Origin of the sequence: Rhodoferax sp. (assembly GCF_025354435.1) — a bacterium.
Classification (GTDB): Bacteria; Pseudomonadota; Gammaproteobacteria; order Burkholderiales; family Burkholderiaceae_C; genus Rhodoferax_B.
On record NZ_JANXMU010000025.1, the window covers coordinates 1 to 12,576 of the forward strand.

The window sequence follows — 12,576 nt, forward strand, 5'->3', positions numbered from 1 at the left end:
CCCCTGAACCTCTACGTCGTAGACGACGACGAAGCGGTGCGCCGCTCGCTGGGCCTGCTGCTGCTGTCGCGCGGCCATGCGGTGCAGGCTTTTGCCTCGGGTGAGGCTTTTCTGGCCGGGGCCGACGTGCAGCGCGCGGGCTGTGCCATCCTGGACCTGCGCCTGGGCGGCATGAGCGGGCTGCAGGTGTTTGAGGCGCTGCGGGCGCAGGGCAGCCCGCTGGTGGTGGTGTTTTTGTCCGGCCACGGCGACATTCCCATGGCGGTGGAGGCGGTGCAGCAGGGCGCGTTTGGTTGGCTGGAAAAGCCCTGCAACGACACGCGCCTGCTGGCCACCATTGCCCAGGCGCTGGACAAATCGGCTAGCGTCGCCACCCAGTTACACGCCCGGCAGGCCGCCCAGGCGCTGTGGGCCAAGCTGACCCCGCGCGAGATGCAGGTGGCCCGGCTGGTAGCCGAGGGCAAGCCCAACAAGCGCATCGCGCTGGACCTGGCCCCGCTGGAGCTGCGCACCGTGGAAACGCACCGCGCCCACGTCTTCGCCAAGCTGGACCTGTCGAACAGCCACGAGCTGGAGCGCTTCCTGCGGGAAAACGCGCTCTAGGTAGTTACCCCTGCGTAGAGCTACGCAGCAGGCCCCGCGGGTTGCTACGGACGACAGCTTTGCACGGTAGGTGCACACTTAGCCGTACAGGTTCAAACGGCCCTGTGCGGCGGGCCGTAGCCGGAGACAAGGACACTTTCCATGAGCGCCATCCCCATTCCTTCCGCCACGCCCTACACCTTCGAAGAAAAGCGCAAGCGCATCTTCGCCATCGTCGCCGCCTCGTCCGGCAACCTGGTGGAATGGTTTGACTTCTACATCTACGCGTTTTGCGCCATCTACTTTGCGCCGGCGTTCTTTCCCAAGTCCGACCCCACGGCCCAGTTGCTCAACACCGCCGGGGTGTTTGCCGCGGGTTTTTTGATGCGCCCCATCGGCGGCTGGTTGTTTGGCCGCCTGGCCGACCGCAAGGGCCGCAAGACCTCGATGGTGGTGTCGGTGATGATGATGTGCGCGGGCTCCCTGCTCATCGCCTGCCTGCCCACCTACGCCAGCATCGGGGCCATGGCACCGGTGCTGCTGCTGACGGCGCGGCTGCTGCAAGGTCTGTCGGTGGGCGGTGAATACGGCACCACCGCCACCTACATGAGCGAGGTGGCGATGCGCGGCCAGCGCGGGTTCTTTTCGTCCTTCCAGTACGTCACGCTGATCGGCGGGCAACTGCTGGCGGTGCTGGTGGTGGTGGTGTTGCAGCAGTTTCTGGACGAAGCCGAGCTGAAAAGCTGGGGCTGGCGCATCCCCTTCGTGCTGGGCGCTTGCACCGCGGTGGTGGCACTCATGCTGCGCCGCACCCTGCACGAAACCACCACGGCGCAAACCCGCAGCGCCAAGGGCGCAGGCAGCGTGGCCGAGCTGGTCAAGAACCACAAGCGTGCACTGCTGGTGGTGCTGGGCTACACCGCAGGCGGTTCGCTGATCTTCTACACCTTCACCACCTACATGCAAAAGTACCTGGTGAACTCGGCTGGCATGTCGATCAAGACCGCCAGCAATGTGATGACCGCCTGCCTGTTCCTCTACATGTGCATGCAGCCGGTGTTTGGTGCCCTGTCCGACCGCATCGGGCGGCGCAACAACATGCTGCTGTTCGGCGGCCTGGGCACGTTGATGGTGGTGCCGATCATGACGACGCTGCAAACCGTGACCAGCCCGCTGCTGGCGGGCGTGCTGATCACCATCGCCCTGGCGGTGGTGAGCTTCTACACCTCGGTGGGTGGCATCGTGAAGGCCGAGATGTTTCCGCCCGAAGTGCGTGCACTGGGCGTGGGCCTGTCGTACGCCGTGGGCAATGCCATCTTTGGCGGCAGCGCCGAGTACGTGGCCCTGGGCCTGAAGTCCATCGGCTACGAGTCGTCTTTTTACTGGTACGTCACCGGCATGATGGTGCTGGCCTTTGCGGTCAGCCTGTTACTGCCACGCCAAGCCACCTACTTACACGACGACCATTGAGCATGAAATAGGTCTCTAGCGTAGGTAGTACCTACGCTAGTAGCTATCAAATTAGGAATTTACGCCGTGGCGAGGCGCTGGAAGTTTCCGGCGAAGAAACTGCCCAGCATGTCCAGCGCATGCCGCACCTTGGCCGGTTGCTCGCCGCGGCGCTGGGTGATGGCGTAGACCGGCAGGTCGGCCATGTGCCAGTCGGGCAGCACGGGAACCAGGCGGCCATCGGCCAGGGCCTGGAAGTCCTCCGTCCGCACGGCCATGCAGATGCCCCAACCGGCCAGGCACAGCGCGTGCAGGGCCGACACCTGGGTGGCCTGCACCCGGCCTTCGAGCTGCACCGTCTGCTGCGCGCCGCCCGGCCCCATCAACTCCAGCGTGTCGAAGCTGGTGTGGACCGATCCGCTGCCCAGCCAGGCATGCTGCAGCAGGTCTTGCGGCTGCGCGGGCCAGCCGTGCTCGGCCAGGTAGCTGGGTGCGGCGCAGAGCTTGCGCTCCATGCTGCCCAGCTTGCGTGCCACCAGGCTGGAGTTGGCCAGGCTGCCCACGCGCAGCGCAATGTCCACCCGCGCCTCGATCAGGTCGATCACCGCGTCGTCCAGCAGCAGGCGCAGCGTCAGTTTGGGGTAGCTGCGCAGCGGCTGCAGGGCCACGGCCAGCAGGCTGGCAAAGCCGATGGGCGCGGCCAGCCGCAGCTCGCCCTCGGGCTCGTCGCGCAGCAGCGCCAGCGCCGACTCGGCTGCGCGTGCCGCTACCACCATGGCCGCGCAGCCCACGTGGTAACGGGCCCCGGCCTCGGTTAGCGTCAGCTTGCGGGTGGAGCGGTGCAGCAGCGCCAGGCCCAGGGATTTTTCGAGTTGGCGCAGATGCTGGCTTACCGCCGACGGGGTCATGCCCAGCCGCTGCGCCGCCGCAGTCAACGAGCCTGCTGCCACCACCTCGGCAAACACGGCCATGCGTTTGAGCTGGTCTGTGCTGTTATTCATTAGTTTTACTTCAGAGTATTGGCGGATTTAACCATCTAGTCAGGGCTTCGTGAAGCGCAGACACTAGCGTTCTTGTTCAACACACCAGGAATTCACCATGAAAATCGCACTCATCGGCGGCACCGGCTTCGTAGGCAGCGCCGTACTCACCGAACTGCTCAGCCGCGGCCACCAGGTCACCGCGCTGGCCCGCAACCCCGCCAAGTTCACCGCCCAGCCCGGCCTGACCGTGGTGGCGGCCGACGTGCTGGATGCCGCCCAAGTGGCCAAAGCCGTGGCCGGTACCGATGCCGTCATCAGCGCCTATAACCCCGGCTGGACCGAGCCGCAAATCCACGACCTTTTCCTGCAAGGCAGTCAGGCGATTCTGGACGGCATCAAGCAGGCAGGCGGCAAGCGCGTGCTGGTGGTGGGCGGTGCGGGCAGCCTGTTTGTGGCCCCCGGCGTGCAACTGGTGGACACCCCGCCGTTCCCCGCCGAATACAAGCAGGGCGCACTGGCCGCCCGCGAGTTGCTGAACCGTATGCAGAAAGAGACCACGCTGGACTGGACCTTCCTTTCGCCCCCCATCGCCCTGGCCCCGGGCGCACGCACCGGCCAGTACCGCGTGGGTGCCGACACCTTGCTACCCGGTGTAGGCGATGCCCCCGCAGGCATCAGCGTGGCCGACCTGGCCGTGGCCATGGTGGACGAGATCGAAACGCCCCAGCACGTGCAGAAGCGCTTTACGGTGGCGAACTAAAACGCTGCGGTGCCCGTCATGAAGGCGTAACACCGCCTTGCTCCAATCACCTTTTGCACTCCACAGGCGACCATGGGGCTTACCAAAACCGACAAAGCGCGTGCCGAACTGCAGCCTGGGCAGCGCAGCCTGGGCCAGCGCGAACGGGCCTTGCTGCTGCTGGCCGACGGGCGCAAGACGGCGCACGAGATGGGGGCCTACCTGGGGCACGAGGGCGAGCAGCTGGTGCTGCAGCTGCTGCGAGACGGCTACCTCACGCAGCCACGGGTGGCAGCCGTGCCGGTGGCTGCGGACCCGTTTGACGGCAAGCGCTCGATGGCCACGACCCGCATGTTTTTGTTTGATATCTGCGAGCGCATGTTCGCCCGGCGTGCACCCGCCCTGGCCGAAGCTTTGCGCGAAGCACTGCGCAACGCCCGCGACCGCAGTTCCATGCTGGATGTCAGCCACACGATACTGGCCGAGGTGGAAAGTGCGGCGGGGCTTGAGCGGGCCAACACTTTGCGTGAACGGATCGCTTTGCTGCTGCCCGAGGCCGTGGCGGCTTAAACCGTCCAACAGATTTCGGTAAACCCCAGGTGGTGCATAAATTCGCGCAGCACCAGCAAGGTGGCTGCGAAGGCCGGGGTATTCGGGATGCCTGCACTGGCCGCCGGACGGCCTTGCGACAGGGCGGCCAGCAGGTCAAACAGGCGCTCTACCGCTTCGATGGACAAGGCCGTGCCGGTGACCCCGGCGATCTGCGCCATTTCTTGCACCCAGGGGTCGGCGGTCCACAGCGCCGGGTACCCGGCCACCAGGCCGCGGGCCCGCGTTACCTCGTCTTCCACCCACTGGATGGCGTTCTCCAATTCGCCGGGCGTGGGCGGGTTGTGGTGGAACCAGTCCACCGCCGTCTTGTGTGTGCCGATAGCGAGTTCTAAAGCCGCATCGGCTTGCGGGCCGCTACCGACCGCAATCGCCGTGCGATCGGCACCGATGTGCAGCACGGCGATGGGCGTGCCTTTGGCCAAGCCGCAGCACCGTTGTTTTATGTCGATTTCCATGGGGTTATGTTTTTATTTGGTAAAGACTACTCTAAAAAGCTATCGCCAACGCTAACGTCAGCCTGCTACTGTATAAGCAGTGTTGAGCCGGAAAGTTACAAAAACAAACAGGAGCTTTTGCTGTGACTACTTTAAATCCACTGACTTTCAATGCGCCTGAGATGGCCGCCCGTTTGGCGGCGCTCAGCCCAGCGGAATTAGATGGACTCGATTTTGGGGTGATCGGTTTCGATGCCGAGACGATAGTGACCCAATACAACGTGTACGAGGCCGAGGCCGCCGGTTTGTCGCCCGAACGGGTGATGGGCCACCCCTTGTTTACCGTGGTGGCACCTTGCATGAACAACTTCCTGGTGGCACAGCGCTTTGAAGATGCCGAAGCCAACGCCGAGCCGCTGGATGCCACCATTGACTACGTGCTGACCCTGAGAATGCGGCCCATCAAAGTGGCATTGCGGCTGCTGGCCGAACCCGGCCACACTTTTCGCTACGTGCTGGTTTACCGACCTTCTTAGAGCGCTCTCAGCGCCCCCCTGCCAAGCCGCCCGCGGCGACCGTACCGCCACCTAGGACACCCATGCCAGCCCAAACCCCCACCGAAGCCTATGAGGCGCTGATCCAATTTCTCTACCAGGCACCCATCGGGCTGGCCCAAACCAGCCTGGACGGCAGCATCGAAATGGCCAACCCCATGTCGGCCCAGCTGCTGATGCCGGTGTCGCCCGACGGCAGTTTGGACAACCTGTTTGACGTACTGGCCGATGTCGCGCCGCATTTGCGTGGCATGGTGGAGGCCTTTGCACCGTCCAGCGGCGTGGTGTGCGAGTCGATGCGTATTCCGCTGCAACCCGATGGCCGTGGCCAGGCGGCTCCGCAGATGCTGTCGTTCAACCTGCTCAAAATGGGCCCCCACCGGCTGATGGCCGTGTTGAGCGACGTCACGCGGGAAGTGCAACGGGAGCAGCAAGGCCTGGCCCGCCGCCTGAGTGCCGCCGCCCGCATGGACAACCTGACTCGCATGCCCAAACGCGAGGTGGCGTTGGAGCGCTTGCAGCGGGCCATGGAACGTGAGCCCGGGGAACCCGGCTACGCGTTCGGCATATTGTTTTTGAACTGCGACCGTTTGACGCAGATCAACAACGCCCAGGGCCATGCGGCGGGGGACGAGGTGCTGTCCATGCTGGCCGACCGCTTGCGTGCCACTTTGCGCTCGCGCAGCCGCTTGGGCCAGCCCCATGGTGGCGAGCAAATGGCGGCACGCATCGGTGGGGACGAGTTTGTGGTGGTACTGGACGACCTGGACCACCCCGACGATATCCACGTGGTGGCGCAGCGCCTGCTGGACGCACTGGCCAAACCCTACGGTATTGGCTCCCAGCAACTGCATTGCAGCGTCAGCATCGGCATTGTGTTGCGCGCCCAAACCAGCGGCGATGCCAATGCGGTATTGCAAAGCGCCAGTATCGCCATGGTCGAGGCCAAGCGCGCCGGGGGCGGGCGCTACGTGGTGTTTGAGCCCGCCATGCATTCCCGCGCAGCGCAACGCTCTGGCATCGAAGCCGAACTGCGCGTGGCGCTGGTCGAAGGTCAGCTGTTTGTGGTGTACCAGCCGGTGGTAGGTCTGATGGGGCCGGATCGAACCGATGACTCGGTAGACCGCTCTGCGGGTGTCGAAGCCTTGGTGCGCTGGCAGCACCCCACGCGGGGCGTGGTGCCGCCGTTTGAATTCATTGGCGTGGCCGAAGAATGCGGCCTGATCTGTGCCCTGGGCGACTTTGTGCTGGCCACCGCCTGCCGCCAGTTTGTGCAGTGGCAGGCGCTGCTGGGGGCGCGCGCGCCGCGCCTGCTGGCCGTCAACCTGTCGCGGGCCCAACTGGCCCAGCCCGACTGGGTGGACTATGTGGCCGAGCTGCTGCACAGCATTGGCATGAACCCGGCGCAGCTGCAGCTGGAAGTGACCGAAAGCCTGGCCGCGCAAGACGAAACCGTGCAAACCTGCCTGCATGCGTTGAAGGCGCTGGGCTTGACGCTGGCGCTGGACGACTTCGGCACCGGCTATTCCTCGCTGGCCAGCCTGCACCAACTGCCGGTGGACATCGTCAAGATAGACCGGTCTTTTGTGTGCAAGGCCGACACCAGCCACCACCACCGCGTGCTGATCGAAGCCACGGTGCGGGTCGCCCACAGCCTGGGCATGGGCACGGTGGCCGAAGGCATCGAAACCGAAGCCCAGGCTGCCGTGGTGCGGGCCTTGCAGTGTGAAAAAGGCCAAGGCTATTTGTTCAGCCGACCCCTGGTGGCCGACGACCTGGTGCGTTGGATCAACGCCCCCCACTAAATTAAGTGCCAAATCGGGCTCTAGCGCATATGTTGCCTACACCTGTAGCTATCAAAACAGGAATTTCCTCATGGCGTGGGCAGCAGCGTTTGCAGCCAGGCTAAAAAGTCCGCCTGCATCGCCGCGCTGATGCCGTGGTCGATGGGGTAGCGGTGGCTCTGGTAGCCCACGCCCAGGGCGGTTAGCAGCAGGTCGGAGCGCTCGGCCCACAGCACCGGCAGCTTGCTGTCGAAATCGCCATGGCCCACGAAGGCCTGTACCTGGGTGAGTTGCGCGGCTGGGGCCAGGTGCGGCTCCAGCTCGGGCAGGATGCGGCCCGACAAAATCCCAAAGCCCGCCACGCTGGCCGGGGCCGTCAGCCCCGCGCTGGCGCTCATGATGCCGCCCTGGCTAAAGCCCGCCACCACGGTGCGCTGCGGCGCAATGCCGTGGGTCTGTTGCAGTTGCTCGATAAAGCCGATCAGCGCCAGGCGGCTGCTGTTGGCTTCGGCCGCGTCAATGCGCGGACCGTTGGGGCCAAACGCCACCCGGAACCAGGCAAATTGTCCCGGCCCCAGGGTCAGCGGGCCGCGCGGCAGCACCACCAGGGTGGCGGGTTGCTGTGCCGAAATGGCGGTGGCCATGTCCAGCAGATTGCTCTCCGACCCGCCTACGCCGTGCAGCAGCACGACCAGGGCCGTGGGATGGGCGGGTTGCGGCTGGAGCACGCGGAAGCTGAGGGCGAATTCGGGGCTGGTGTGCAGGGTGGTCATGGTGATTTCCTTGTTCAATGGCTGGTGGCGGGCAGACCCCAGGCATACGACTCCATCGAGAGTACGCCGTGGGTCATTCCGCCGTCGATCACGGTGGGGGCTTCCAGCGCGCTGCGTGCGCCCATGGCCACCAGCAGGGGCAGGTAGTGTTCTTCGCTGGGGTGGGCGCGCTCGGCGTGCGGGGCCAGGCGGCGGTAGTCCACCAGCTTGTCTACCGCGCTGCCGGTGACGGCCTGGCGGATCCAGTGGGTGAACTCCACGGCGTAGTCGGCGGCAGCGGTGTGGGCATGGCGGAACTCGTACAGGTTGTGCGTCATGCTGCCCGAGGCCAGTACCAGCACGCCTTGGGCCCGCAGCGGTGCCAGGGCCTGGCCCAGGCGCAGGGCTCCGGCGGTGTCCAGGTCGTGCGGCATCGACACTTGGAACACGGGGATGTTGGCCGCAGGCAGCAGATGGCGCAGGGGCACCCAGGCCCCGTGGTCCAGGCCGCGGCGTGCGTCCAGCGCCACCGGCCAGCCCGCGTCGGCCAGCACGCGCTGCACCTCGGCGGCGATGGCCGGGGCACCGGGCGCGGGGTAGCGCAGGCTGTACAGGGCCTGTGGAAAGCCGCCAAAGTCGTACACCGTCTCGGGCGCGGCGCTGGCCATCACCTGTACGCCACGGGTTTGCCAGTGCGGCGACACCACCAGCACGGCGGTGATGCCTTGCAGCGTCTGGCCCAGTGTGGCCAGCAAGGGGCCGAGTGTGCCGGGCTCAATGGCAAACGTGGGGGTACCGTGGGATACGAACAGGACCGGAGCGAGGGTGGGTGTGGATGTCATAGCCGCTACTGTATAAGCTGCATCCGCAGAGATAAACGGCATAAAATAAGATTCATTGTTTCACTGGCGAGCATAATGAACCGTTTTCTGGAAATGCAGACCTTCAGCGCCGTCGTGGACGCGGGCAGCTTCGTCAAGGCCGCCGAGGCGCTGGGCCTGTCCAAAGCTGCTGCGTCGCGCTACGTGGGCGAGCTGGAGGCGCGGCTGGGTGTGCGCCTGCTGCAGCGCACCACGCGCCGCCTGTCGCTCACCGAAGAGGGCCAGGTGTTCTACGCCCGCAGCAAAGAGCTGTTGGCCGGGGTGGACGAGGCCGAGATGGAAGTCACCTCGCGCAGCGCCGCCGCCAGCGGCCTGTTGCGCATCAACGCACCAGTGACCTTCGGCAACCTGCACCTGGCGCCGCTGTGGGGCGTGTTCCGCAGCCAGCAGCCGCAGGTGGCGCTGGACATCACCTTGTCTGACCGGGTGGTGGATTTGGTGGAGGAGGGCTATGACGTGGCCATCCGCATCGCCAGCCTGCCCAGCTCCACCCTGGTGAGCAAGCGCCTGGCCAGCACCCGCATCGTGCTGTGCGCATCGCCCGCCTACCTGGCCGCACACGGCACGCCCCGGCACCCGGCAGAGCTGGCCGACCACGCGGTCATCGCCTACAGCTACTGGTCCAGCAAGGACGAATGGCATTTCGACGGACCCGATGGACCGGTCAGCGCCAAGACCCGCCCCTGCATGCACACCAACAGCGGCGACACCTGCCGCGCCGCCGCGCTGGCGCACCAGGGCATCATCCTGCAGCCCACGTTTCTGGTCGGTGGCGATCTGGCCGCAGGCACGCTGGTCGAGCTGATGCCGCAGTACCGTTCGTTGACGATGGGCATCTACGCGCTGTACCCCACGCGCAAACACGTCTCGCCCAAGGTGCGGGCGCTGGTGGACTTCTTGGCGGACGCGCTGCAAGCGGTGCCGTGGTAAGTGCCAAATCGGCCTCTAGCGTAAGTTCTATCTATGCCTATTGCTATCAAAATAGTATTTTTGCTCCCCGCCTAAACTAGCGCCCATGTTTTCACTTTTCACCGGAGCCAAGAGCTTCAGGCGCGACCGCTGGGTGGGTCACGCCGGCTTGAACCGGCTGGGCCTGCATCTGGCGCGCAAAAAACTGGCTGCGGGGCTGACCACTTTGCGCCGGGGGCTGTTGGGCTGGGGGCTGCCCAGGGCGCAGCGCCAGTGGTTCGACCGCCAGGGTGTGCTGCTGCAAGAAGACTTTTTGCCAGCGCACGAGCTGGATGCCGTGCGCCGCGAGATCTGTGCCGCCGCCTGGCCGACGCTGGAAATGTCCCAGCCGCCCGCCCGTACCCTGCGCATCAATCTGGAAGCCCACAGCTGCCAGGCGCAGTTTCCGGCGCTGGGGCGGCTGATTGGCCACCGCGGGCTGTTGCGCTGGCTGCGCTATGCCGCGGGCTACCCGGGTACGCCCATCGTCGGCCTGCAAATCATCCGCAGCGACGGTGTGCAGGCCGGGCACGACCCGCAGACCGACTGGCACCGCGACACTTTTCACACCGCGGGTAAAGCCTGGTTCTTTTTGCATGCGGTGGCTCCTGACCAGGGGCCGTTTGCCTACATCGCGGGCTCGCACCGCCCCACCGCCGCCCACTGGGAGTGGGAATACCAGCAAAGCCTGCAGGCCCACACCGAGCCCAACGCCATGCACGCCCACGGGTCGTTTCGCATCGACGCCGAGGGCCTGGACGGCCTGGGCTACAGCGTGCCGCCGGTGCAGGGCATTGCCGCCAACACGCTGGTGGTGGCCGATATGGGGGGCTTCCACCGGCGCACCCCCAGCCAGCAGCCCACGGTGCGCATCGAGGTGTATTTCAGCCTGCGGCGCAACCCGTTTTTTGCGGGCCTGTTCCCCAGCGTGCTGGGCTGGCCGGTGGTGCGGCGGCGCTGGGCCGGCTGGGCTTACCGGTATTTTGAAAAAATGCGGGCGCAGGGGCGGCCGAACTGGATACCGCTGGGGCTGCGGCCCTTGCAGGACGACGAGCGCAATCTGCTCGCAGATACTCCAAAATTTTAATAAAAAGTGGCCTTAGCGTAGACGGAGTCTACGCAAGTAGCTATCAAATCAGGACTACAGATCGGCCACGATCTTGTGCAGATACGCCAGTGCGATGCGCGGCGTGGCGTTGAGCAGACCGGCGATGGCTTCCACATCGTCGGCCAGGGCCGGGTTGTCCCAGCCGTGCAGGGTGTGGCGGGCTACGCGCACGGCCAGCACCACGTTGAGCACATTGGCCTGCTCGGCGTGGCGGGTGTCGCTGATGCGCACCAGCATGGCGGGCAGCCGCCACTGGCGCATCAGTTGCTGGGCCAGGTCGTCCAGCTCGATGTGCAGCACGGTCTGCTGGATGGCGGCGCTGCGCAGGGTTGGGTCGGCCTGCTGCGCGGCCTGTATCTGCAGGGCCAGCGTGGGCGCGTGGCACCACAGCAGCAGCTCGGCAAAGTCGTGCAAAAACGCGGCGTGCAGGATCACGTCCACATCCATGTCGGCCCGGTGCACCGCAAAGCCCAGCGCAAACAGGCGCGCGCGCTCGGCCCGCAGCAGCAGTTCCTGCACGGCGGCCAGCGCCTGCGGCTGGTCGGCCAGGCGGTCTTCCACCGTGGGCTGTGGGCCAAAGTGGCGGAAAAACGGGGCAATCCCCAGCATCACCAGGGCCCCGGTGATGGTTTCGGTTTTGCTGGAATCCATCACGTGCGCATCGGGGCGGCGCAGGCTGGCCACATGGGCCATTACCTTGATGGTCATCAGCGGATCGGTCTGGATGATTTTGGCCAGCATGGCCGCGTCCACGTCGTCTTCCTGGGGGCGCAGGGCCTCCAGGGCGCGGGCGGTTTCGGCCATCACCGGGATCTCGGCGCTGGTGCAGTAGCGCGTCCAGGCGGCCAGGTCGGGCAGGGCTTCGGTGAGTTGGGGGGCAGACATGTAAGCCAATGTACTGCACGCGCGGAAAACTACCAATGTGGCAGCTTGAATAACCGGCTGGTGCGTATTCAAGCTGCGCGGGGTGCTATCAAATCAGGAATTTCCCCGCTGCAGAGGGGCCCACCAAGGCCCACGGCGATCAGGCTGCTTTGCGCCGACGGCTTGCTGCCAGGCCAACCAGGCCGAGGCCCAGCAGAGCCAGCGAGCCGGGTTCGGGTACGGTGTTGGCAGCAGTGCCTTCCAGGCGGAAGGCCATGTCGCCAACATCTGTTGCAAAGTGGCCGCCCGTGTCACCTGTATTGAATAGCCACACTTGGCTGTCTCCCCCTGCCACGCCAGTCAGCCCAGTTTGTCCTATCGAACTGCTTTCACTCGCCATCCCGATCCAGTAGGTGGTTGCCGCGGCCATGGTGAAACTGGCGAAATCCGCATGCATGCGGTGTTATTTGGAGTAGGCACCTACCGAGTCCACTGCCGTGATGGTGGTCAAAAATTGTGCGGCCAGGGCACCGGGTGAACCCGCTGCATTCGCCCAGATCGACACCACGACCGCTTTTCCTAATGCGTTGTAGGTCGAAGCGCTAAAGATGTCGATGCCGTTGATCGCCTGGGCACTGCCGAATTGGACCGATTCGGCAAAGTACTGACCTGGACGGTAGTTGGAAAAGGTGTCGTTGGTCACGGTACCCCCAGTAGTCACCGGGTTCCAATCTAAAACCACGCTGGCGGAGGCCACGGTAGAAAAAGCCAGGGTGGCCACGGCGGCGAGGGTCAGAGCGAGTTTGCGCATTTTTTTAGGGGTTCAGTTAGAAGCGACGGCATTCAAGTTGCCGGCCTACTTTGGGTCGCGTTGGGCTAGGTCCCA

The 12,576-nt window shown here is 65.1% G+C and carries 15 protein-coding genes; 8 read left to right on the forward strand and 7 right to left on the reverse strand.

The features are described from left to right. The first annotated feature begins 3 nt into the window (after nt 1-3). Both Q0T48_RS06025 and Q0T48_RS06030 read left to right on the forward strand, forming a co-directional pair. Complete coding sequence (locus Q0T48_RS06025; RefSeq protein ID WP_295954094.1) at nt 4-603, forward strand: response regulator; 600 nt, start codon at nt 4-6, stop codon at nt 601-603. 141 nt (nt 604-744) lie between these two features. Then, nucleotides 745-2,052: an MFS family transporter gene (locus Q0T48_RS06030; protein ID WP_295953831.1), complete on the forward strand. Its 1,308-nt coding sequence runs from the start codon at nt 745-747 to the stop codon at nt 2,050-2,052. 59 nt (nt 2,053-2,111) lie between these two features. Here Q0T48_RS06030 and Q0T48_RS06035 read toward each other — a convergent pair whose 3' ends face one another. Beyond that, nucleotides 2,112-3,032, reverse strand: coding sequence for a LysR family transcriptional regulator (locus Q0T48_RS06035; RefSeq protein ID WP_295953833.1), 921 nt, complete (start codon nt 3,030-3,032; stop codon nt 2,112-2,114). A gap of 97 nt (nt 3,033-3,129) precedes the next feature. On the opposite strand from Q0T48_RS06035, the gene Q0T48_RS06040 reads away from it, so the two are divergent. Next, entirely contained in the window at nt 3,130-3,774 is a 645-nt protein-coding gene (locus Q0T48_RS06040) for an NAD(P)-dependent oxidoreductase (RefSeq protein WP_295953835.1), read from the forward strand. 72 nt (nt 3,775-3,846) lie between these two features. Next, complete coding sequence (locus Q0T48_RS06045) at nt 3,847-4,323, forward strand: hypothetical protein (RefSeq protein WP_295953838.1); 477 nt, start codon at nt 3,847-3,849, stop codon at nt 4,321-4,323. Here the strand turns inward: Q0T48_RS06045 and Q0T48_RS06050 are convergent. Beyond that, on the reverse strand, nt 4,320-4,820 hold the full coding sequence (locus Q0T48_RS06050; protein ID WP_295953841.1) for a hypothetical protein: 501 nt from the start codon (nt 4,818-4,820) through the stop codon (nt 4,320-4,322). The genes Q0T48_RS06045 and Q0T48_RS06050 overlap by 4 nt on opposite strands. A 122-nt stretch (nt 4,821-4,942) precedes the next feature. On the opposite strand from Q0T48_RS06050, the gene Q0T48_RS06055 reads away from it, so the two are divergent. Together Q0T48_RS06055 and Q0T48_RS06060 are read left to right on the forward strand one after the other, a co-directional pair. After that, the gene (locus Q0T48_RS06055) at nt 4,943-5,335 is read left to right on the forward strand and encodes a PAS domain-containing protein (RefSeq protein ID WP_366887937.1); all 393 of its coding nucleotides are present in this window, start codon (nt 4,943-4,945) and stop codon (nt 5,333-5,335) included. 62 nt (nt 5,336-5,397) lie between these two features. Beyond that, on the forward strand, nt 5,398-7,158 hold the full coding sequence (locus Q0T48_RS06060; protein ID WP_295953844.1) for an EAL domain-containing protein: 1,761 nt from the start codon (nt 5,398-5,400) through the stop codon (nt 7,156-7,158). Between the two features lie 68 nt (nt 7,159-7,226). Here Q0T48_RS06060 and Q0T48_RS06065 read toward each other — a convergent pair whose 3' ends face one another. Next, nucleotides 7,227-7,910, reverse strand: a complete 684-nt coding sequence (locus tag Q0T48_RS06065; RefSeq protein ID WP_295953847.1) for a phospholipase — start codon at nt 7,908-7,910, stop codon at nt 7,227-7,229. 14 nt (nt 7,911-7,924) lie between these two features. Further along, nucleotides 7,925-8,731: a class III extradiol ring-cleavage dioxygenase gene (locus tag Q0T48_RS06070; protein ID WP_295953850.1), complete on the reverse strand. Its 807-nt coding sequence runs from the start codon at nt 8,729-8,731 to the stop codon at nt 7,925-7,927. 75 nt (nt 8,732-8,806) lie between these two features. Here Q0T48_RS06070 and Q0T48_RS06075 point away from each other — a divergent pair, with 75 nt between their 5' ends. Both Q0T48_RS06075 and Q0T48_RS06080 read left to right on the forward strand, forming a co-directional pair. After that, complete coding sequence (locus Q0T48_RS06075) at nt 8,807-9,700, forward strand: LysR family transcriptional regulator (protein ID WP_295953851.1); 894 nt, start codon at nt 8,807-8,809, stop codon at nt 9,698-9,700. An 85-nt stretch (nt 9,701-9,785) separates the two neighbouring features. Beyond that, the gene (locus tag Q0T48_RS06080) at nt 9,786-10,805 is read left to right on the forward strand and encodes a phytanoyl-CoA dioxygenase family protein (protein WP_295953854.1); all 1,020 of its coding nucleotides are present in this window, start codon (nt 9,786-9,788) and stop codon (nt 10,803-10,805) included. 54 nt (nt 10,806-10,859) lie between these two features. On the opposite strand, the gene Q0T48_RS06085 is transcribed toward Q0T48_RS06080, so the two are convergent. The 3 genes from Q0T48_RS06085 to Q0T48_RS06095 form a co-directional block, all read right to left on the reverse strand. Next, entirely contained in the window at nt 10,860-11,711 is an 852-nt protein-coding gene (locus Q0T48_RS06085; RefSeq protein ID WP_295953857.1) for an HDOD domain-containing protein, read from the reverse strand. 139 nt (nt 11,712-11,850) lie between these two features. After that, nucleotides 11,851-12,147: a PEP-CTERM sorting domain-containing protein gene (locus tag Q0T48_RS06090; protein WP_295953859.1), complete on the reverse strand. Its 297-nt coding sequence runs from the start codon at nt 12,145-12,147 to the stop codon at nt 11,851-11,853. A gap of 6 nt (nt 12,148-12,153) precedes the next feature. Beyond that, the gene (locus tag Q0T48_RS06095) at nt 12,154-12,501 is read right to left on the reverse strand and encodes a hypothetical protein (RefSeq protein WP_295953863.1); all 348 of its coding nucleotides are present in this window, start codon (nt 12,499-12,501) and stop codon (nt 12,154-12,156) included. Nucleotides 12,502-12,576 lie beyond the last annotated feature (75 nt).

Excerpts from the sequence above, each read along its gene's own strand:
- Q0T48_RS06030 (WP_295953831.1), top strand. The coding sequence starts at position 745 with ATGAGCGCCATCCCCATTCCTTCCGCCACGCCCTACACCTTCGAAGAA.
- Q0T48_RS06035 (WP_295953833.1), bottom strand. The coding sequence starts at position 3,032 with ATGAATAACAGCACAGACCAGCTCAAACGCATGGCCGTGTTTGCCGAG.
- Q0T48_RS06040 (WP_295953835.1), top strand. The coding sequence starts at position 3,130 with ATGAAAATCGCACTCATCGGCGGCACCGGCTTCGTAGGCAGCGCCGTA.
- Q0T48_RS06045 (WP_295953838.1), top strand. The coding sequence starts at position 3,847 with ATGGGGCTTACCAAAACCGACAAAGCGCGTGCCGAACTGCAGCCTGGG.
- Q0T48_RS06050 (WP_295953841.1), bottom strand. The coding sequence starts at position 4,820 with ATGGAAATCGACATAAAACAACGGTGCTGCGGCTTGGCCAAAGGCACG.
- Q0T48_RS06060 (WP_295953844.1), top strand. The coding sequence starts at position 5,398 with ATGCCAGCCCAAACCCCCACCGAAGCCTATGAGGCGCTGATCCAATTT.
- Q0T48_RS06065 (WP_295953847.1), bottom strand. The coding sequence starts at position 7,910 with ATGACCACCCTGCACACCAGCCCCGAATTCGCCCTCAGCTTCCGCGTG.
- Q0T48_RS06070 (WP_295953850.1), bottom strand. The coding sequence starts at position 8,731 with ATGACATCCACACCCACCCTCGCTCCGGTCCTGTTCGTATCCCACGGT.
- Q0T48_RS06075 (WP_295953851.1), top strand. The coding sequence starts at position 8,807 with ATGAACCGTTTTCTGGAAATGCAGACCTTCAGCGCCGTCGTGGACGCG.
- Q0T48_RS06080 (WP_295953854.1), top strand. The coding sequence starts at position 9,786 with ATGTTTTCACTTTTCACCGGAGCCAAGAGCTTCAGGCGCGACCGCTGG.
- Q0T48_RS06085 (WP_295953857.1), bottom strand. The coding sequence starts at position 11,711 with ATGTCTGCCCCCCAACTCACCGAAGCCCTGCCCGACCTGGCCGCCTGG.
- Q0T48_RS06090 (WP_295953859.1), bottom strand. The coding sequence starts at position 12,147 with ATGCATGCGGATTTCGCCAGTTTCACCATGGCCGCGGCAACCACCTAC.
- Q0T48_RS06095 (WP_295953863.1), bottom strand. The coding sequence starts at position 12,501 with ATGCGCAAACTCGCTCTGACCCTCGCCGCCGTGGCCACCCTGGCTTTT.